The sequence below is a fragment of the Vibrio sp. RW genome (assembly GCF_027587105.1).
Classification (GTDB): domain Bacteria; phylum Pseudomonadota; class Gammaproteobacteria; order Enterobacterales; family Vibrionaceae; genus Vibrio; species Vibrio toranzoniae.
Window position 1 is genome coordinate 123,954 of the sequence record NZ_JAPPTM010000009.1, and the last position, 21,876, is coordinate 145,829.

General features: G+C 45.8%; 16 protein-coding genes. 13 read left to right on the top strand and 3 right to left on the bottom strand.

Going from position 1 to position 21,876, the window contains the following annotated elements:
* Positions 1-23: 23 nt before the first annotated feature.
* Positions 24-1,331, top strand: coding sequence for an acetyl-CoA C-acyltransferase FadI (fadI, locus tag OCT63_RS10735; protein WP_161680074.1), 1,308 nt, complete (start codon positions 24-26; stop codon positions 1,329-1,331).
* Positions 1,331-3,544: a fatty acid oxidation complex subunit alpha FadJ gene (gene fadJ / locus OCT63_RS10740; RefSeq protein ID WP_269983698.1), complete on the top strand. Its 2,214-nt coding sequence runs from the start codon at positions 1,331-1,333 to the stop codon at positions 3,542-3,544. The genes fadI and fadJ overlap by 1 nt, the downstream gene beginning before the upstream one ends.
* A 100-nt stretch (positions 3,545-3,644) precedes the next feature.
* Here the strand turns inward: fadJ and OCT63_RS10745 are convergent, their stop codons facing one another.
* Positions 3,645-6,422, bottom strand: coding sequence for an insulinase family protein (locus OCT63_RS10745; RefSeq protein WP_269983699.1), 2,778 nt, complete (start codon positions 6,420-6,422; stop codon positions 3,645-3,647).
* 305 nt (positions 6,423-6,727) lie between these two features.
* Between OCT63_RS10745 and sixA the strand changes: the two genes are divergently transcribed.
* A complete protein-coding gene (sixA, locus tag OCT63_RS10750) occupies positions 6,728-7,192 on the top strand; it encodes a phosphohistidine phosphatase SixA (RefSeq protein WP_046224380.1) in 465 nt (154 codons plus the stop codon).
* A 111-nt stretch (positions 7,193-7,303) separates the two neighbouring features.
* Here sixA and smrB read toward each other — a convergent pair whose 3' ends face one another.
* A complete protein-coding gene (gene smrB, locus OCT63_RS10755; RefSeq protein WP_017056914.1) occupies positions 7,304-7,834 on the bottom strand; it encodes an endonuclease SmrB in 531 nt (176 codons plus the stop codon).
* Between the two features lie 62 nt (positions 7,835-7,896).
* Here smrB and prmB point away from each other — a divergent pair, with 62 nt between their 5' ends.
* The 10 genes from prmB to hflX all read left to right on the top strand — a co-directional run bounded on the left by prmB (position 7,897) and on the right by hflX (position 20,107).
* Entirely contained in the window at positions 7,897-8,829 is a 933-nt protein-coding gene (gene prmB, locus OCT63_RS10760) for a 50S ribosomal protein L3 N(5)-glutamine methyltransferase (RefSeq protein WP_269983700.1), read from the top strand.
* A 226-nt stretch (positions 8,830-9,055) separates the two neighbouring features.
* Entirely contained in the window at positions 9,056-9,697 is a 642-nt protein-coding gene (locus tag OCT63_RS10765) for a LysE family translocator (RefSeq protein WP_060468187.1), read from the top strand.
* A 516-nt stretch (positions 9,698-10,213) separates the two neighbouring features.
* Positions 10,214-11,671: a protein adenylyltransferase SelO gene (locus OCT63_RS10770; RefSeq protein ID WP_269983701.1), complete on the top strand. Its 1,458-nt coding sequence runs from the start codon at positions 10,214-10,216 to the stop codon at positions 11,669-11,671.
* A 151-nt stretch (positions 11,672-11,822) separates the two neighbouring features.
* The gene (locus OCT63_RS10775) at positions 11,823-12,551 is read left to right on the top strand and encodes a response regulator (RefSeq protein ID WP_161674427.1); all 729 of its coding nucleotides are present in this window, start codon (positions 11,823-11,825) and stop codon (positions 12,549-12,551) included.
* A gap of 58 nt (positions 12,552-12,609) precedes the next feature.
* Positions 12,610-14,055: an ATP-binding protein gene (locus OCT63_RS10780; RefSeq protein ID WP_269983702.1), complete on the top strand. Its 1,446-nt coding sequence runs from the start codon at positions 12,610-12,612 to the stop codon at positions 14,053-14,055.
* A gap of 110 nt (positions 14,056-14,165) precedes the next feature.
* Positions 14,166-15,413 (top strand): ABC transporter substrate-binding protein, encoded by a 1,248-nt coding sequence (locus tag OCT63_RS10785; RefSeq protein ID WP_004736057.1) that lies wholly within the window; start codon positions 14,166-14,168, stop codon positions 15,411-15,413.
* Positions 15,414-15,557: 144 nt separating this feature from the next.
* Entirely contained in the window at positions 15,558-16,496 is a 939-nt protein-coding gene (locus tag OCT63_RS10790; protein WP_009848503.1) for a carbohydrate ABC transporter permease, read from the top strand.
* Positions 16,493-17,350 carry a carbohydrate ABC transporter permease gene (locus OCT63_RS10795; protein WP_269983703.1) on the top strand — a complete coding sequence of 286 codons (858 nt, stop codon included), beginning with the start codon at positions 16,493-16,495 and terminating at the stop codon, positions 17,348-17,350. The genes OCT63_RS10790 and OCT63_RS10795 overlap by 4 nt, the downstream gene beginning before the upstream one ends.
* A gap of 6 nt (positions 17,351-17,356) precedes the next feature.
* Entirely contained in the window at positions 17,357-18,469 is a 1,113-nt protein-coding gene (locus tag OCT63_RS10800) for an ABC transporter ATP-binding protein (RefSeq protein ID WP_060468180.1), read from the top strand.
* A gap of 270 nt (positions 18,470-18,739) precedes the next feature.
* Positions 18,740-20,107 carry a GTPase HflX gene (hflX, locus tag OCT63_RS10805; RefSeq protein WP_269983704.1) on the top strand — a complete coding sequence of 456 codons (1,368 nt, stop codon included), beginning with the start codon at positions 18,740-18,742 and terminating at the stop codon, positions 20,105-20,107.
* Between the two features lie 107 nt (positions 20,108-20,214).
* Here hflX and pfaD read toward each other — a convergent pair whose 3' ends face one another.
* Entirely contained in the window at positions 20,215-21,852 is a 1,638-nt protein-coding gene (gene pfaD, locus OCT63_RS10810; protein ID WP_269983705.1) for an eicosapentaenoate synthase subunit PfaD, read from the bottom strand.
* Between the last annotated feature and the right edge of the window lie 24 nt (positions 21,853-21,876).

The window sequence follows — 21,876 nt, forward strand, 5'->3', positions numbered from 1 at the left end:
CCTCTTAACCTTAAGGAGAAACCATGGGCAAACAGGAAGTCAAAACGCGTTCTGGAGAACGTGTTGCCGTTGTCGCTGGGTTACGAACCCCATTCGCTCGTCAGAGCACCGAATTTAGTCAAGTGCCTGCGGTCGACTTAGGCAAAATGGTTGTGAGCGAAATGCTTGCAAGAACTGATGTCGATCCTGCGCTTATCGAACAAGTTGTGTTCGGCCAAGTTGTTCAGATGCCGGAAGCACCAAATATTGCGCGTGAGATCGTGCTGGGCACTGGAATGAATATTAATACCGATGCTTACAGTGTGACACGAGCATGCGCAACCAGCTTTCAAGCGGCAGTCAATGTTACCGAAAGTATTATGGCTGGCACGATTGATATCGGTATTGCGGGTGGTGCGGATTCGTCTTCTGTATTGCCAATCGGTGTTTCGAAAAAGTTAGCGGCAAACTTATTAGCGCTGAGTAAAACGAAAACTATGGGTCAAAAACTGAAGATTCTTAAAACCCTTTCCGTGAAAGACCTCATGCCAGTGCCACCGGCTGTCGCGGAATACTCGACCGGTTTATCCATGGGGCAAACTGCCGAGCAGATGGCGAAGACGCACAGTATTACTCGCGAAGCTCAAGATGCACTTGCACACCGCTCTCACTCTCTTGCTTCTCAAGCATGGAAAGAAGGCAAGATTAAAGACGAAGTAATGACGACATTCCCTGCACCGTACAAAAAGTACTTAGCGGAAGATAACAACATTCGCCACGACTCAACAGTAGAAGGCTACGCTAAACTTCGTCCTGCATTCGACAGAAAGTACGGCAGCGTAACGGCAGCTAATGCGACGCCTCTTACTGATGGCGGTGCGGCAGTGATGTTGATGCGCGAAGGCAAAGCGAAAGAGCTAGGCTTAGAAGTGCTTGGTTATATTCGCGGTTACGCATTCTCAGCGATTGGTGTTGAAACAGACATGTTGATGGGGCCAACCTATGCGACCTCTCAAGTGCTGAAGAACACAGGTTTAGAGTTGTCAGACCTAACACTTATCGAGATGCACGAAGCGTTTGCAGCTCAAGTTTTGGCTAACGTCAAAATGTTTGCAAGCGATGAGTTTGCTCAACAGAATCTTGGCCGAGATAAAGCAATCGGTGAGATTGATATGGAGAAGTTCAACGTGCTGGGCAGCTCAATTGCTTATGGACACCCATTTGCTGCGACTGGCGCACGCATGATGACTCAAACATTACGTGAACTGAAACGTCGCGGTGGCGGTTTGGCACTGAATACAGCTTGTGCGGCCGGTGGTTTAGGTGCAGCAATGATCTTGGAGGTAGAATAATGTCTACGACTCTTGATGCAACAACAGCAAATGAAGCGGTCACTAAAGAAGATTCGACTCTAACGGCAGACCCAAAAAATCAAGCAACAGCATTTAGGTTAACCATTGATGACAACAATCTTGCATGGTTAGCGATCGATGTGCCAAACGAGAAAATGAACACGTTGCAAGCGGCTTTTGCGGAAGAGATGAAAGCGATCTTTGAGCAATTGAAGGAAAAGAAAAGCCAAGTTAAAGGCTTGATCGTGCATTCACTCAAGCCAGATAATTTTATTGCTGGTGCTGATGTTAGAATGCTAGATGCGTGTAAAACGGCTGACGAAGCTCAGTCTCTTGCGCGTCAAGGACAGGAGATGTTCCAAGCGTTATCTGATCTTCCTTATCCCGTTGTGGCGGCGATTCATGGCCCATGTTTGGGTGGCGGTCTAGAGTTAGCCTTGGCGTGTGATTATCGAGTGTGTACAGATTCAGATAAGACTCGTCTTGGCCTGCCAGAAGTTCAGCTAGGCTTACTACCAGGTTCTGGTGGTACGCAGCGTCTGCCTCGTTTAATTGGTTTGCTACCGTCGCTCGATCTGATTCTCACCGGTAAACAGCTTCGCGCTAAGAAAGCGAAATCGCTAGGTGTCGTAGATGCTTGTGTGCCAGAAACTATCTTGCTTGAAGTCGCTAAGAGCTTTGTCGAAAAGAACTCAGGTGGAAAAAAAGGTAAGCGTCTTGCGTCTAAAAGCCAAGCTTCGACTAAAGAAAAATTAATCTCACGTAATGGTTTTGGCCGTAAAGTGATTTTTGAACAGGCTTCAAAGAAGACTAATCAGAAGACACGCGGTAATTACCCAGCCGCTGATGCGATTCTCGATGTGATTCGTTATGGCTTAGAGAACGGTTTTGATAAAGGTCTTCAGTACGAAGCCAAGCGCTTCTCTGAACTGGTGATGACGACACAATCTAAAGCTCTTCGTTCTATTTTCTTTGCCACCACAGAAATGAAAAAAGAACATGGCGCAGATGCAGAACCAAAAGCGGTTAAGCGTGTTGGCGTGCTAGGCGGTGGCCTAATGGGGGCGGGTATCAGCCACGTGAGCGTAGCGAAAGCGAAAGTGCCTGTGCGTATTAAAGACGTATCAAATGAAGGTGTACTGAACGCGCTTAACTACAATTACAAGTTGTTCGATAAGCAGCGTAAGCGTCGTATTCTGAGCCGAGCTGACCTTGAAAGTAAGATGCTTCAACTGTCTGGCGGTATCGACTTTACGAGTTTTAACCACACTGATGTTGTGATTGAGGCGGTGTTTGAAGACCTCGACCTTAAGCAGTCGATGGTTGCAGACATTGAAGAAAATGCTAAGCCAGAGACGATCTTCGCGACCAACACATCTTCGCTACCAATCCATAAGATCGCGGAGAAGGCGAAGCGACCAGAAAATGTGATCGGTCTTCACTACTTCAGCCCTGCAGAGAAAATGCCGCTGGTTGAGGTTATCCCTCATGAGACAACCTCAGAAGAGACGATTTCAACGGTTGTAGCATTAGCGAAGAAGCAAGGCAAAACGCCGATTGTTGTTAAAGATACAGCGGGTTTCTATGTGAACCGTATTCTTGCTCCATACATGAATGAGGCGGCACATCTGCTATTGGCTAATGAGCCGATTGAAAAGCTAGACAGCACGTTATTGGACTTCGGTTTCCCGGTTGGCCCAATTACCTTGTTAGATGAGGTTGGTGTGGATATCGGCGCTAAGATCATCCCGATTCTGGTCAATGAATTAGGCGATCGTTTCCAAGGCCCTGATGTGTTCGACATTCTTCTGAACGATAATCGTAAAGGCCGTAAGAATGGCAAAGGTTTCTATACCTACAAAGGTAAGAAGAAGGAAGTCGATAAGTCAGTTTACAAGCTGCTTAAGCTTCAACCTGAACCTAAGCTAAGTGATAACGACATCGCAATGCGTTGCGTGTTACCTATGCTAAACGAAGCGGTTCGTTGTCTAGACGATGGCATTATCCGTAGCCCGAGAGATGGCGATATTGGTGCTATTTTTGGTATTGGTTTCCCGCCATTCCTAGGTGGTCCGTTCCGTTATATGGATCAAATCGGTATTAAATCACTGGTTGAGATGATGAACGACTTCGCTAAGAAGTACGGTGATCGTTTTGCGCCATGTGATGGCCTACTGACACGTGCTGGCTTGGATGAGTCTTTTTATAAGTAACTCTCTATAAAAGTAACTTTCAAGCACATTGATTATTAAGCCCGTATCAAGCAATTGATGCGGGCTTTTTTAGTTTATTCTGGTTGGTATTCCAGTCTTATTAACCAAGTTGGCAGTCTTTAGGTCGTAACTGAAATTCATCAATAGACCCGATTTCAATACCTGCTGATAACTTTTCTTCTTCGTTATGAGCATTACCGTGAGCGTGCATTATTAGACGATTTGCCGTGCGTGGTTTCAGTTGGTTAATCACAAAACGGATCATGTCCGAGCGAGTGAGCCCTTTAAGCTCTTCCAATACACGCTCTCTCTGGTTGAATTCAATATCCTTATTACCTATCGCAACCCATAAGCGCTGAGCTCGACCTCGCAAAGTCGTATCGGGTGTCGAAATCTGATTCCAAAGGCCACGTTTACTGCTGTGCCATTGGTAGTCATTCAGCTCCAATAAAACCATGTAGAAGGCATTAAGGAACTCATCTATTGAGGCCAACAAGTCGGCTGGAGCGGCATTCGGTGACTGCACGTACAACACAATACCTGGGTGTCGGTTGAGCGGCATATTGCCTGTGCCAACCATGTATCCAAGTTGTTGTTTGGTGCGTATTTCATGGAAGAAAGTAGCTGACATCAAATGGTTAGCCAATGAATACAGCGCAATATTCTGAGGTGAAATATCGGGGCATTGATAATAAACCACGATGGCCGAATCATCCTGATTACACACAACTTCACGCTGGAAGCTACCATTTTCACCTAGCATTATTAACGGTCGCAGTGACTCTTCATAAGCTTGATCTTGGACACGCAATGTGTCTTTTAACGTTTCAGCCATCTCGAGAGCATCAGCTTGCTTCCAATCGCCATACACAAACATCTCAACATGGAGTTCGGCTAATATCGATTGAACGAATGAGGACAACTCATCGACTTCAATGGTATTTAGCGCTTCTATGAGAACCGCATAAGGAGGGTTATTTGGCTGCAGTATCCCAGTCATGGCATTAAACAGTTGTGACAGAGGGCGATCTTGTGACGCATTGCCCCAACTCCTAAGCAATTGATGCTTAATGGTTTCAAAGCGGGCTGGACTAAATTCACGAGCTTGAAAGCGTTCAAGGATCATATTGAGCAATTGTGGTTGTTTTTCGCTAAATCCAGACAGAGTCAGGGTTACGCCACCTTGGTGGGTATACATGTTGTAACCCATACCAGCAATTTCAGCCTGATAGGTCTCTTTTTCGAGTGAATCTAAGAACATCTCTACGCATAAGCGTGTTTTGACAATGTTCTTAGGGCTAGCGACCGAGTGCGGGCTATCGATGGCGATATACACCACACCTTTCGGTACTCGAAATTGATGATCTTGCAGATGCCACAGCTTAAAGCCGTCCAACTCTTCTAACAATTGCGGGTGCTTAGCGTCACCTTCGAGTTCTGCCGGATCTAAGTCATAGCAAATAAACGGGTTTTTGTTTGGAAGCTCAAACTGCCAACCGGGGTTAATGCACATAAAGCTTTGGGTTTGCTCTGGGCTAAAAGGTGTCACTGAGTAGGGCGTGTAGTACCATTTTGCTTCTCTATCATACTCGAAGCCTTGAGCCACAATGGTCGCGCGCATATTGTCGACGGTTAAGTAGGGGAGTAAAGATCGCTGTAATTCGTCATCGAAGTGCGACATTTTATAGTCGCCATACACCACATCTTGTTCTTGATAGTGTTGCATGTTGAGCACCAGATGACTGACTAAATCAAGTGGCCTTGCTGGCTCTTGAAAGCGGAACGCTGATTCTAACACTGCGCGTTTTTCTAGATAACGCCACTCTTCAATGCCCTGTTGTTCAATCAACTTGATGTATTGAAACACTGCTTGGATGATGTTATCGGTTTTGGTTAAACCTTCGATGGTCAACGAGCAACTGACGGTGAAATCACGATAGTTACTGCCACTTGCGCCACCACCGGCTGAGAGAGAAGTGATCCAACCTTTCTCTTTCAATTGCATCATTAAACTGCCTTCACCTTCGTAACCTAAAAGGTGTGCGAAGAACGACAGTGGCTTAACACCATAGTGCTCATCCATGCTTGGCATCGGGAAGGTGAGTATGAGTTTGCGCACTTCTTTTATTGGTTCGACATGTACTTGAACGCCTGTGCTTAACTCGCCAATAATCGGTTCTTGAACTTTTTTACCTTGCAGGCTGTGATTGGTAATTGAGCTAAAGCGTTCCTCAACCCAACCTTGCATCTCATCTAATGATTGATCGCCAGACAGTGTGAGTGTCATTAGGTCTGCAGAATATTGCTGCTGGTGGAACGATAAGATATCTTGTCGAATCGTTTCGCCGTTTCTGTCGCCCAACGTATCGATATTACCGACAGAAAATTTCGAGAATGGGTGATTGTGGTTCACCAGTTCTTTGGTCACTTGGTACAAGCGTCGCGAATCGTCGTTGAGTTTCATTTTATATTCTGAATCAACCGCTTGGCGTTCTTTATCTAATGCTTCTTCGTTGAACAGGGGAGCAGTGAAAAATTGGCTGAAGCGATCGAGTGCGGTTTCAAACGCATTCAATTCAACATCAAAAAAGAAGCAGGTGTGCTCTGTGCCCGTCCATGCATTGTTGCTACCGCCATGCTGGCTGATAAAACTTTGGAACTCTCCGACCTTTGGGTACTTTTCCGTTCCCAAAAATAGCATATGCTCTAAGTAGTGAGCTAAACCCTCTCGGTCTGTAGGGTCATCAAAGTGCCCCACATTAACGGCTAATGCGGCTGCGGCTTTTTGAGCTTTTGGGTCCTGAACTAACAGTACGCGTAACCCGTTATTTAAGGTTATGTAACGGTATTGATGTTCATCATTGGGGCTTAAGTGCACAGGAGCATCTCCAGAGAAGGTGGTTTTTAAATTATGTACCCGATGATTCGGCGTGCAAACGTTGTGATCATTTTTTGGGATATGAAGAGATTTTTAGCGACTTAAAAATCATCTTTTATCGATTTTTATCAGTAATTTATTTTCTTTTAATAAGATTGTTAAGAAAGTCGAACTCTTTAGCAAGTGACTTGATATAATTATTTATATAGACTGCGTTTTCTCTGGACTGAGAGCCAAACGCTAAGTAGCGTATCGTTGATATGGGATATATCAACTCTCGAAATGTTACGTAGACAGGATTGAGCATGAAAGTATTCATAATGCGCCACGGTGAAGCAGAAAATTTTGCAAACTCTGATGCAGAACGAGCGTTAACTCAGCGCGGTAAAATGGCGTCTCTTGCGGTCGCGCAAGCGGCAAATGAGCAAGGCATAAGTCAATTTGATAAAGTACTGGTAAGTCCCTACTTAAGAGCACAAGAAACGTGGTTAGAGATTTCTCAGGTGTTTTCTGCAAAGAAAGTTGAAACCTGTGATGATATTACTCCTTATGGAATGTCCGACGACGTGTTTGATTTGACCTTAGCGATGACGGAAGTGGAAAAGCTAGAGACTGTTTTATTTGTGTCTCATTTACCTTTAGTGGGCTACTTAACTGCGGAGTTCGCAACAGGTATGGCGCCACCTATGTTTCCGACTTCAGGTTTGGCCTGTATCGACTTTGAGCTAGAGACACAAAGAGGCGAGTTACTTTGGAATATTAATCCATAGGCGAGGCTTTAGAGAAGCTGCATGCTGAAAGGTAACAAAGAAAAGGGTATCCCAATTATTTGAGATACCCTTTGCTGTATTTGACGTTGGAATACTTAACAGGCCAACAGATCATTTCTCAGGGATCGAAATTAAAACCAACAGTGCACCATGGCCACCAAACTCTAATGGTGCTTGATGAAAAGCCATTATGTCCGGGTGCTGCGCTAACCACAAAGGCACCTTTTGTTTAAGGATGTGTTTACCAATACCATGTTGAACGCAGGCACACGCCACGCTCTCTTTTACGCAGTGGGCAATCATTGCACCTAACTCGCGTTTCGCTTCTTGTTGAGTCATACCGTGCATATCGAGATACACATCTGGTACGTAGACACCACGACGCAGACGCTTCACCTCATATTTAGAGACATCATCACGCGCATAACGTGTTGGGCCGTCTTCGCTAAGGTGCGGAATAAATTCATCCGAGAAATAAAACTCGCTGTCACTGGCTTGTCTTGCCGTTCGCGTAATTTCTTTTTGCTTGGCATTTCTTTTTGGCTGCTGGACTATGGTATCCTGTCGCAACTTTTTAACGCCCTTTACTGCATCATTGAATAGGGCGAAATCGTCATCGAAGTCGGTGTCTTTTTTGCTCATCAGGTTATGAATTCTAATTAGAAACGTAATTAGCGGTATTGTAGCGCTTTTCGGAGACAATTTTGGATAAGATTTTTGTAGAAGAAGCGGTATCAGAACTACACACGCTTCAAGATGTGATTCGTTGGACTGTTAGCCGCTTTAACGCAGCGGGCCTATTTTATGGTCACGGCACTGATAACGCGTGGGATGAGGCGGTACAACTTATTTTACCTACTCTTTATCTGCCGATTGATGTTCCTTCGCATGTCATGAACTCTCGTTTAACAAGCAGTGAGCGTCTACGTATTGTTGAGCGCGTGATTAAGCGTATCAATGATCGTACCCCAACGGCTTACCTAACCAATAAAGCTTGGTTCTGTGGCCTTGAGTTCTATGTTGACGAGCGTGTTCTTGTGCCTCGTTCGCCAATTGGTGAGCTAATTGAAGCTCAGTTCCAACCATGGTTAACAGAAGAACCAGCTCGTATTATGGATCTTTGTACGGGCAGTGGTTGTATTGCTATCGCTTGTGCGCACGCATTCCCAGATGCTGAAGTAGACGCGATAGATATCTCTACTGACGCACTTCAAGTTGCTGAGCAGAACGTTCAAGATCACGGCATGGAGCAACAAGTGTTCCCAATCCGTTCAGATCTTTTCCGTGATCTGCCGAAAGAGAAATACAACCTGATCGTGTCTAACCCTCCTTACGTGGACGAAGAAGATATGAACAGCCTGCCAGATGAGTTTACTCATGAGCCAGAACTTGGCCTAGCAGCAGGTACTGACGGTCTGAAATTGGTTCGCCGTATCCTAGCTAACGCACCAGATTACCTAACTGATGATGGTATTCTGATCTGTGAAGTGGGTAACTCAATGGTTCATATGATGGATCAGTACCCTGAGATTCCATTCACTTGGATTGAATTCTCGAACGGTGGTCACGGTGTATTCATGATCACTCGCGAGCAGCTAGTGGCTTGCGCTGACGAGTTCTCAATCTACAAAGACTAGGTAATGATGGCTAGTTTTTAGCTTAGTATCTGGTAAGACGTTCTATTTGAAACGTTTTAATTTAAACGCCATGCAGCAATGCATGGCGTTTTTTATTGCCTTAGTTTTAGGGCTAAGTCATCAATACAGAATAAATAATGTTCAATATTTAGTTGCCTAATATGAATGGCTATTACATATTGGTGGCTAATGTTTAGCCGTTTTAGTGAGTTAAGGAGAATTCGCAATGAGCTTTGATACATGGATTTATTATTTGTTGGCAGTACTGATTTTAACGGCATCGCCGGGCCCAAGTTCTTTATTGTGCATGACCAAAGGTGTGCAATCGGGTTTTAAATTATCAATATTTACTGCTCTGGGCAGCTTAACGGCGATCACCGGAATCTTAACGTTATCGTTCACCGGTTTAGGGGTGATCATAGCTTCATCGGAAGTGGTATTTAATGTCATAAAATGGACTGGCGCTGCGTATCTTATCTATCTTGGCTGGAAGTCTTTACGTTCTAACCAGCAAGATTACGACAATCTATCTAGTCAACAAACCGATTCTCAGCTTGTTAAAGAAAGCGCGGTGCAACACTACTTAAGTGGTTTTATTGTTGGCGCGAGTAACCCGAAAGCGATCTTGTTTTTTACCGCACTTTTCCCTCAGTTTATCGACCCGTCACTCGCTCTGCTTCCCCAGTTTGCTGTGTTTGCTTTAACCTTTGTTGTGATGGAGTTGTCTTGGTTATTGATCTACGCCTACCTAGGTGCAAAATCATCAACGTGGTTATTTGCCAAGGGTCGAGCCAAGGTATTTAACCGTGTTACAGGGGGCGTGTTTATTGGTGCAGGAGCGCTACTTTCGACAACAAGCCGAGCATAACTTTTCGATTTATCAAAGGGCTGAATAGTTACAGAAAATTCTTAATGCTGTCATAAAAGGTTAATATTAATATGCTTGCTGCTTTTAGCGAAAAGCCGATATATTGTAGTTACACCATCACGTTCTCAAGGAGAGATATATGCAGCATCAAGAAATGATTCAACACAGTAACTTTGGCGTTATCAGCCGCACTTGGCTTTTCTCTACCCTGTCTCTAGTGGGTATTCTTGCTCTAATGTAGTCAGCTTTATGGCTCTATATTTTTAGTTTTTATTATGAACACACTTGTTAAAAAGTCTTCAAAGTCAGAACTCTTTATCTCATAAACGTGGCTTTTCTCATCAGGCTAGCCACTTAACCTTTTCTCGCTGCACCTTTCTCTGAACCCCTTCTTTCCCTGAATAGTCTCTTTGTCTGATTCCCCATTTGTTTAATAGACTCATTGTTTAACCTGATCTGAAGTTGTTATCAAACTGTGATAATCTTAAGTTATCTATTACCTACAGTGTATCTCTCATGTCTGTCTGGGATTCAATTTCATTTAACAATCGATTTACGACGTTACCTCGACTGTTCTATACCCCAATTCAACCTACACCTTTAAATAATGTCCAATGGCTTGCATGGAACCAAAACCTAGCCAGTGAACTGGGCTTTCCGTCATTTGAGGACGTCTCTGATGAGTTGCTTGAAACGCTATCGGGCAACGTTGAACCTGAGCAGTTCTCACCAGTAGCAATGAAATACGCAGGCCATCAGTTTGGCTCTTATAACCCTGACCTCGGTGATGGTAGAGGTCTGCTATTAGCGCAAGTTGTCGCGAAAAGTGGCGAAATGTTCGATTTACACCTCAAAGGTGCAGGTAAAACGCCATATTCGCGCATGGGTGATGGGCGCGCTGTGATTCGCTCAACCGTTCGTGAGTATTTATGTAGCGAAGCGATGGCTGGGCTTAATATCCCAACGACACGTGCGTTGGCGATGATGACCAGTGACACGCCTGTTTATCGAGAAAAGCAAGAGTGGGGCGCATTGTTGGTGCGTGCTGCCGAATCACACATCCGTTTTGGTCACTTTGAACATCTGTTTTATACCAATCAGTTGGCCGAGCATAAATTGCTGGCCGATAAAGTCATTGAGTGGCATTTCCCTGAGTGTCTCGATGAAGAAAAGCCATACGCTGCAATGTTTAATCAGATTGTCGATCGCACTGCGGAAATGGTCGCGCTGTGGCAAGCTAATGGTTTTGCTCACGGGGTGATGAACACCGATAACATGTCGATCATCGGCCAAACCTTCGATTACGGCCCGTTCGCCTTTCTTGATGAATATGATCCAAGATTGATCTGTAATCATTCGGATTACCAAGGTCGTTACGCTTTCAATCAACAACCTAGAATTGGATTGTGGAACCTGTCAGCTCTGGCACACTCTCTGTCGCCGCTGGTGGAGAAGGCTGATTTAGAAGCTGCGTTGGAACAATACGAACCACAAATGAATGGTTATTTCAGTCAGATGATGCGTCGTAAGTTGGGGCTGCTTTCGAAACAAGAAGGTGACAGCCGCTTGTTTGAATCTATGTTCGAGTTGATGTCGCAAAACAAAGTCGATTATCCAAGATTTTTTAGAACGCTGTCGAACCTAGACACTTTGCCTGCGCAGGAAGTCATTGATTTAGTTATCGATCGCGAGGCCGCAAAGCTATGGCTGGATAACTATTTGCAACGTTGTGAACTTGAAGATAGCTCAGTAGTCGAGCGCTGTGAAAAGATGAGGCAGGTAAACCCTAAATATATCCTCAGAAACTACCTTGCTCAGCTGGCGATAGATAAAGCCGAGCGTGGTGATAGCAGTGATATTGACGCATTAATGGTGGTGCTCGCAGACCCTTATGCGGAACACCCTGACTACGAACATCTTGCCGCGTTACCACCAGAGTGGGGTAAAGCGATGGAGATCAGCTGCTCGTCGTAAATCGATTCGCTTAATCAAACGAGTGGATGGAGGTCACTTAGTTGTGATCTCTGTCTGTTTGTTCTTCTAATTTTACAAACATATCAATAATCAAATGCTCAACCTGTCTATACACTATGTGAATAAGTTGTAAATTTAATAGGTTTGGGCGATGCCAACAAATACTCGAATTCTCGTGGTGGATGATGATCAAGAAATCCGCGAGCTGCTGGAAGAGTACCTCACAAAATCGGGTTTCGATGTCTCTTCGGTCGGAGATGGTGTTGAACTCGAAACTCACCTGCAAAGCCAAGGTTACCCAGACCTGATTCTTCTTGATGTGATGCTACCCGGTGACGACGGTTTTACCTTGTGTCAGCGCGTCCGCAAACAATCGAATGTACCAATCATCATGCTGACTGCGGTATCGGATGAAACCGACCAGATCATCGGCTTAGAAATTGGTGCAGATGACTACATCGCCAAGCCGTTTAGCCCTCGTCAGTTAATGGCGCGTATCAAAGCTCTGCTACGCCGCGTTCAAGTCGTCGATGACAAACCCAATGATGCGTTGCCAAAGCAGATCATCTTTGGTGACTGGACGCTCGATACGTTAGCGCATCGAATTTCCAACAATGAAAGCTCAGAAGAGATGGACTTATCGGGCAGTGATTTCTCATTGTTAATGTTGTTCCTTACTCGCCCTAATGAAGTATTAGACCGAGATACCATCTCATTCGCCACCAGAGGCCGTGAAGCGCTGCCTTTTGAACGTGGCATTGATGTGCAGCTTAGTCGTCTGAGAAGCCGATTGGGCGACAGTGGTAAATATCCTCACTACATCAAAACCATGCGCGGCAACGGCTACATTCTGGCTGTGCCTGTTCAGTATGAACACTAAGCATGACCTACTGCTAATCAAGTAATGCTAATAAAGTATTTCAAATGAAGTATCTCGTATGAACTGGATGAGTCGTTTAAAGCCTAACTCCTTGGTTGCTAGAACCTTGTTGCTGACCTTGTTGGCGGTGGTGATTGCTCAAGGTATCGCAACCTCTATTTGGTATAGCGAATCTAAACAAAAAGAACTGGAAGGGATTCGCTCGGCATCGTCGAGCATGGCAAACATGTTTGCTTCAACGGTGACTTTCTTCCAATCTCTACCCGTTAAATATCGCCATATCGTGTTGGATCAAATCCGCAATATGGGCGGTACGCGCTTCTTCGTCTCGTTTAACAAAGAGGCTTTGATCGTTGAACCGATACCTGATACCCGCTTAAAAACCGCCTCAATTGAAGCCATAGAAAGTGTGTTGAGTAGCAAGCTCAATAAGGTGGAATCGGTGCGCGTCGACTTCTCTCGCCCAGAGCACCTTCGATTACTTAAAAATGACATCTACTTGAGCGATCTCCCTCGATCATGGGCGCATCACACATTAACCTTAGAGCCTCTCAATCCGCCAATATTGGTTGTGCAAATTGAGCTAGCTAGTCATGAATGGGTCTATATTGCCGCACTGTTGCCAGCACCTTACGTAAAACTTGATGACACTATTCTTGGTCGTGAACAGGTGATTTTCTTGCTCTCTTCAACGCTGATTCTACTGGTGTTGACCTACTTAATGATTCGCCGCCAAGTACGTCCGCTTAAGAAACTTGCAAGGGCAGCCAACGAAATGAGCATGGATATCCAGCAGCCTCCACTTAACGAAGAAGGAGCGACTGAACTGGTCACGGCGACTCGGGCGTTTAATCGCATGCAGCAGCGTATTCGTCGTTATGTTGCCGACCGAGAACACCTTTTCTCTGCTATCTCTCATGACTTAAAGACTCCAATCACCCGCTTAAGGCTTCGAGCCGAGCTATTGGAAAGTGAGGTTAAGAAAGACAAGTTCAATAAGGATTTGGATGAGCTTGAGATGATGGTCAAGGGCGCATTACAAGCGGTAAGAGATACTGACCTTCACGAAAACAACGCCATTATCGATCTCAACGAGATGATGCTTTCTGTGATTGAACTGCACAACCAACATCAAACCTTGGTTGAGTTTGAACCCATAGTGGTTGAACCGTTAGTCGCCAAACCACTAGCAATTAAACGTGTGCTCACCAATCTTATCGACAACGCTGTGAAATATGGAACATCAGGTGAGGTCGATATTAACAGTGATTCGGTGTGGGTTATCGTGACGATTCAAGACCACGGCAAAGGTATTCCTGAAGACAAGTTAGAGTTGGTGTTTGAACCTTACTTCAGGCTCGCCACCGACGACCAAGGACACGGTTTAGGGCTTGGGATCTGCCGAAATATCCTGCACGGACATGGCGGAGATCTCATTATTCGTAACTCCCCTCAAGGCGGCTTAGAGGCCAAAGTCTATATCCCTAGAGGCCTAGAAGTGTAATGTAACAATTGTGTTACATTGGGCTTACCTTTTGTTTCAATCCTAAAAATCAAAATAAGTAGACTCTTTATTGAACCGGACGTCGAGTCCGCTAAACATGGAAGATAATAATGAAAATCAATAAAACCCTACTTACTCTATCTCTTCTTGCTGCCTCAACATTTTCTCAAGCTGGTGAAGTGGAAGTGCTTCACTGGTGGACTGCCGGTGGCGAAGCAAAATCTGCCGCGGTACTGAAAGAGATGATTGAAGAACAAGGCCATACATGGAAAGACTTTGCAGTGGCTGGTGGCGGCGGTGAAAGTGCGATGACCGTTTTAAAAACGCGAGCAGTATCAGGTAACCCACCGTCTGCAGCGCAGATCAAAGGTCATGATATTCAGGAGTGGGGTGGTTTAGGTTTTCTAACGTCTCTCGATGCAACAGCGAAACAAGAACAGTGGGATGAATTACTACCAGAAGTAGTGACTAAAGTGATGAAGTGGGATGGCGAATATGTGGCAGTTCCTGTCAATGTTCACCGTGTGAACTGGCTTTGGGCTAACCCTGTTGTTTTAGAAAAATCAGGCGTTACGGTTCCGACTACATTAGATGAGTTCTTTGTTGCTGCAGACAAGATTAAAGCGGCTGGCTTCATTCCACTGGCTCACGGTGGGCAACCTTGGCAAGACGCGACGGTATTCGAAGCGGTAGCACTTGATGTACTGGGCAGTGAAGACTACAACAAAGCGTTCGTTGACCTTGATATGGACGTGTTATCTGGCGACAAAATGGTGGAAGTCTTCACCAAGTTCAAAAAGATGCGTGACTACATCGACAGCAACTCTCCAGGTCGTGATTGGAACGTCGCAACGTCTATGGTTATCAATGGTGAAGCCGCGATGCAGATCATGGGTGACTGGGCGAAAGGCGAATTTACGGCGGCAGGCAAAGTACCGGGTAAAGATTACATCTGCGCGCCAGCTCCGGGTACTGACGGCCAATTTACCTTCAATATCGATAGCTTTGCGTTCTTTGAGTTAAGCGACAAAGAGAACCAAAAAGCGCAACAAGACCTAGCGAAAACCATTCTTACCAAAGATTTCCAAGAAGTCTTCAACCTGAACAAAGGCTCAATCCCAGTACGTCTCGATATGGACATGTCTAAGTTCGACCAATGTGCGTTGGACTCAATGGCAACCTTTAAAGCGAGTGCAGAGTCTGGCGACCTAGTTCCAAGTATGGCTCACGGCCTAGCGACGACAAGTTACGCTCAAGGCGCGATTTACGACGTAGTGACCAACTTCTTCAATGAGAAAGATGCCGATCCAAAACAAGCGGCAGCTAAGTTAGCAAAAGCAGTGAAAGCGGCTATCTAATCTCACTTGGTTTAACACCAAACCCCCAGGGTGGGTAGGCTCGTAGGGAGCCTATCTGCTCTTCATTCCCAATTCTGATATGCGTGACGCTGATGTGGTGCCGAAAGGTAAGCCATCGGCTCGATTGTGCAACAAGGATAAGTTATGGAGCATGTTTTGACTGAGTCGACTCCAAAACCCACAAGGAGCCAGCCTGCGCCCAAGCCTAGCTTTGCTGACAGGTTGCAACATTGGTTACCTAAGATTGTACTGGCGCCTACCGCGTTAGTGACCGTGGTGTGTATCTACGGCTATATATTCTGGACGGCGGCGTTGTCGTTCACGAATTCTCGATTTCTACCGAGCTTTAACTTCGTTGGTTTAACCCAATATGAAAAGCTGATGGACAACGATCGTTGGATCACCTCAATCACCAACCTTGGTGTGTTTGGTTTTCTATTCATGGCGATTGCTATCTTGCTAGGTGTTGGTTTAGCGGTATTACTTGACCAGAACATCCGTCAAGAAGGAGCGATTCGTACTATCTATCTCTACCCAATGGCCTTGTCATTCATCGTGACGGGTACCGCTTGGAAATGGATTCTTAATCCGGGTCTTGGCATTGAAAAGCTGATGCAAGATTGGGGATTTACTGACTTCAAATTCGATTGGTTAGTCGACTCTGAAATGTCGGTCTACACCTTAGTGATTGCGGCACTTTGGCAGTCTTCAGGGTTTGTGATGGCGATGTTCTTAGCGGGTCTTCGTGGCATCGATTCTTCAATCATCAAAGCCGCTCAAATTGATGGGGCAAGCTTACCCACTATTTATCTAAAAATCATTTTACCGTGCTTGCGCCCTGTGGTTTTCAGTGCGGTGATTATTACCTCACACATTGCGATTAAGAGCTTTGACCTTGTGACCGCAATGACGGCAGGCGGGCCGGGTTATTCATCGGATCTTCCTGCGCTATTTATGTACGCACACTCATTCACTCGTGGACAAATTGGCCTTGGTGCGGCTAGTGCGATGATGATGCTTGCGGGTATTTTAGCGATTTTGGTGCCTTATCTTTACTCTGAACTTAGGGAGAAAAAGTCATGATGAATAACATCAACTTTGCTCGAATGTTCATCTATTCAGCACTGCTTTTCTTCTGCTTAGTTTATTTAATGCCACTGTTCATAATGGTACTGACCTCATTCAAAACTCTGCCAGACATTAAGGCGGGTAACTTGATGAGTTTGCCTAAAGAGTGGGTGTTTGATGCTTGGTATAAAGCGTGGGATACCGCGTGTACGGGCGTTAAATGTGAAGGCATCAAAGGCTACTTTTGGAACTCATTCCAAATGGTGATTCCTGCGGTCGCGATCTCGACATTGCTCGGTGCATTCAACGGTTATGTAGTAACAAAATGGCAATTCAGAGGTTCAAACCTGTTCTTTAGCTTGCTGTTGTTTGGTTGCTTCATCCCATTCCAAGTGGTGCTTCTACCAATGGCGACCATGCTTGGCAAGATGGGCTTGGCTAACACTACCATCGGCTTGGTGATTGTGCATGTTATCTACGGCATGGCGTTTACAACTCTATTTTTCCGTAACTTCTACATCTCGATTCCGGATGAATTGATCAAAGCGGCAAAGCTGGATGGTGCGGGCTTCTTCACCATTTTCTATAAGATCTTATTACCGATCTCTACACCTATCATCATGGTGACGGTGATCTGGCAGTTCACTGCTATCTGGAACGATTTCTTGTTCGGGGTGGTGTATTCAGGCTCAGAGACTCAACCAATCACCGTGGCATTAAACAACTTAGTCAACACCAGCACGGGCGTTAAAGAATATAACGTCGATATGGCTGCCGCGATCATCGCCGCAATGCCAACGCTGTTGGTGTATGTCTTCGCAGGAAAGTATTTTGTTCGTGGCCTAACGGCAGGATCAGTAAAAGGATAATTACCCATGGCAACATTAGATTTAAAACAGATCCGTAAAACCTATCGCAACGCGGACAACGAAACGTTAAAGGGCATCGACATCAGTATCGATTCGGGGGAATTTTTGATACTTGTCGGCCCTTCGGGGTGTGGAAAATCCACCCTAATGAACACCATTGCTGGGCTAGAAAATATTAGCTCGGGTGAAATCGTGATTGATGGTGTTGACGTGGCTCAGGTTGAACCTAAAGACCGCGACATCGCGATGGTATTTCAGTCTTACGCGTTATATCCAAACATGACGGTACGCGGCAATATCGCCTTCGGCTTGAAGATTCGTAAGATGCCACAAGACGAAATCGATGCAGAAGTGAATCGAGTCGCTGAAATGCTGCAAATTGAACAGTTGCTGGATCGCAAACCGTCGCAACTTTCTGGTGGCCAGCGTCAACGTGTCGCGATGGGCCGTGCTTTGGCTCGTCGTCCTAAGCTTTATCTGTTCGATGAGCCGCTTTCTAACTTGGATGCCAAGCTGCGTGTTGAGATGCGTCACCAGATTAAACGTCTGCACCAAAAGCTCAACACCACCATTGTCTATGTGACTCATGATCAGATTGAGGCAATGACGTTGGCTGATCGCATCGCGGTGATGAAAGATGGTGAACTGCAGCAACTCGGTACGCCGCAAGAGATCTACACCAAGCCAAATAACATGTTCGTGGCGGGCTTTATGGGTTCACCATCCATGAACTTCATTAAGACCATGGTGGATTTGGATGATGAGCAGAATCCGATCATCAAAGTAACTGGCACGGCGGAGCAAGAACACCACATTCGATTGCCACAGAGTATGCGTGACCAAGATGGCAAGGAGTTGGTTATTGGATTGCGCCCTGAACACATCACTGAGCAAGAAGGTGATGATGTGTCGGCAACCACAAAGCTAGATCTGCAATTAGAAGTGTTGGAGCCAACAGGGCCAGATACGATTGCGATGGTTAAAGTGAACGACCAAGAAGTCGCGTGTCGTTTATCGCCAGAATTTGAAGTGTCCGTTGGACAAATGGCGCCGCTGCATTTTGACTTATCAAAGGCGGTATTCTTTGATGCACAGACTGAAGCGAGAATTGATTTTTAGTTTTTGAGACAGTAGCTCAATGAGAGTCTAAGCTTAAACAAAGGCAGTATCACTAATTACTAATAAGTAACGTGATGCTGTCTTTTTTGTTGTTTTAGCCTGTTTTATTTCCTCACGAAAACAGAGGGATAAACGAGATAAATAGATTATCTGCAATAATATCGCCAATTAGCCTCCGTTAGCTCTATAAAGCTGACCGAGAACAGCGTAGGATCGCGCTACTTTAGACCAAATACTAGGTTGCACATTAGTGCATAAACAGAAGAATACATGAAACTAACAGCAAAACCCTCAGCTAGTAACGCTTTACTTATTTCTATTACGACACCGGACTTCAAAGGTGACGAAGCAAAAGAGTCTCTTGCCGAACTTGCTCGCTTAGTAACAACCCTAGGGTTTAAAGTGGTTGGTACTCAATCGCAGCACCACAGTTCAACTCAACGACAAAACGTGTTGGGTGCTGGTAAGCTTGCGGAAATTGCTCATCTAACCGGTTACCAAGGTTCGATTGAAGAAGCAGAAGATGAAGACTTCCTTGATGAATCGGGCCTGTTCGATTCAGAAATCGACGAGTTAGATTTTGATGATCTTCCAACGGGCGACTTTCAATACGGCGCTGCCGATGTTGTGGTCTTTGACTGTGATTTAAGCCCATCTCAACTGCGCACTGTTGAGGCTAGTTTAGGTGTGGAAGTATTTGACCGTACTGGCATCATCATCGAAATTTTCAGCCGTCATGCTCGTACTCGTACTGCTCGCCTGCAAGTTGATATCGCTCGTCTAAACTACCTAGTGCCACGACTTCGTGAAACGGCTGAGGGTGATAAAGAGCGTCAAATGGGTCAGGGCGCAGGTGAAACTTCACTAGAGCTAGACCGTCGTAACGTACGTGACCAAATTGCTGCGCTTAAGCGTGAGCTAGTAAGCGTACAAGATGAAATGAAGACCCGACGCACAAGGCGCGCGGAGCTTTTCACTGTTGCTTTAGTTGGCTACACCAATGCCGGTAAATCTTCGATGATGCGTGCAATGACCGCAACCGAAGTGGTGGGTGAAGATAAACTGTTCGCAACGCTAGACACCACGGTGCGTGCGCTTCAACCAATTACTCAGCCGCGTATCCTAGTGTCAGATACAGTGGGTTTTATCAAGAAACTGCCACACGATCTGGTTGCCTCATTCCACTCAACGCTAGCAGAAGCGCATGATGCTTCATTGCTGCTTTATGTGGTTGATGCTTCTGACGTTTCATTCCGCGCGCAGCTTGATGTGGTACACGAAGTATTAGCGCAAGTGGGCGTTGAAGGCAGCGAAAAACTATTGGTATTGAACAAGTGCGATAGACTGAGTGAAGAAGAGCAGTTAGAGCTGATTGAAGAATTCCCAGATGCAATGCTGACCTCGACTCGTGACCCGCTCGATATCACTAAACTGCACAAGTACATTGTGGGTGTGGCTGAACAAGGCATGATCGAAGAAGAGATCACGATTCCTTATTCTGGACAAGGCATCATCGGTGAGATCCGATCAAACATGAGTGTTGTGAAGGAAGAGTATGACTACGAGTGCATCAAGCTGACTGTGCGCTCAAGTGCAATTGATTTAGCGCGCTTGAAAAAGCGTATGCAGAAGTCTTAATCTTTTAGCTAGCCTGAAAAGAACAACCAAAAGAAAAGCGACCCGATAAGGTCGCTTTTTTATTTTTTGAGCCTAGTTAATCTAAGTTTAGCTAACTCATGAGTTACTTATGCCATTCTCTGAGTTGGCTTCCAGCGTGCTAACTCTGGGTCAAGCTTGATACCTTGCGAAGTCAGCAGGTTAACACGTGCCAAGTACGCCGCACCGTGCATCAGGTGCTTAGCAAGGTCGACCGCATTACGCTGCTGGTAATCATCTAGGTAGCTGTCTTTTGCCCACGCGTTGAATGCGCCAAGTGCAGGGCCTGCCCATACTTGATAATCCATTTCACGACCTTGTTCACCGGTGTTTGACCAACGGCTAGAAAGCCCTAAGTACCAACGGAAGATCAACGCCATTTTACGCTTCGGGTTGCCTTCAGCTCGTTCGATCTGTTTAGGGTCGCGCTCGTTAAAGTGAGCCACAGTTCCCGCCCAAATGTCATCCAGTGTTGAACGGAATACTTGCTTCTCAAGCTTCAGGCGTTCTTCTACTGGAATTGCCTCAATCGAGTCGTAACGTGTGTATAGCTCATACAGTTTGTTGGCACGCATTGGGAATAAAGTGCCGCGCTTAACCACTTGCAGTTTCACGCCCATTTCGAACATGTCTGCCGCCGGAGCCATAGTCACGTCAGCCATTTCGGTTGTCGAAAGCAGCTTACGTGTGTGTTCGCTCGCGCCAGCTTCAACACACGCTTGATTGATTGAACCGGTAACGATGTATGCCGCGCCCATATTAAACGTCGCTAGAGCAGCGTCAGGTGTGCCGACACCACCACCACAACCAACACGCAGCGGTGTTTTGAATTGGTACTGAGCTTGGATTTGCTCTTTCAGTGCAAGAATCGTTGGTAAAAGTGTGACAAGTGGACGGTTATCGGTGTGACCACCAGAATCGGCTTCTGCGGTAATGTCATCCGCCATTGGAACCAGCTGTGCTAGCTCCATCTGTTCTGCTGTGATTCGACCTTCATCAACCAAAGCTTGCAGCATTTTAGCTGGAGCTGGTTGCATGAACTTGCTTGCGACTTCAGTACGGCTCACCTTTGCGATGACTTTGTTGCCGATCTGGATTTCGCCTTGTGCATCACGGCTAAGGCCAGCAGCACGATAGTGAACGATTTGCGGTGTTAGCCCCAAGAATGCAGAAGCCTCAACGGTTTTCACTTTGTGCTTCAAAAACAGCTCTACACTGCCGCGCTCTAGAGCGGGTTCACTTGGGCTGTGAATCAGGTTAAACGCGTAAGGACCATTTGGCAGCGCTGCTTGAATACGGTTGATCGCTTGCTCAACGCGAAACGGGATTAAGCCCGCCGCGCCAAATGAACAAAGAATGCCAGCTTGGCCAAGGGCAATTACTAACTCTTCAGATGAGATGCCGTTTGCCATTGCGCCTGCGTAGTACGCGTATTTTACGCCATGGCAGCGACGAAACTCTTCGTCGCCCAAGCTTTGTGTACCTAGTGCTGGAGCAAATGCGCTAACAGGTTGGCTGTTCGCTGCACTTGCTGAGTCACCCGATGTGATTTCAGCTTGTTGGCTTACGCCTAAGCCTTTTTCTGGGTGGTTTACTACGTAACAAGCAAGGCTCAAGTCTTTTAAAATGGTCGACATTGCCGCGCTATCAAAGTGAGTTGTGTTCTCTTCAATCTGCCAAGGCCACGGAGATAGCTTTTCGTTATTAATTGTAGTTTGAGTTGTCATACTAAATTCTTTCCTAATTCTTTA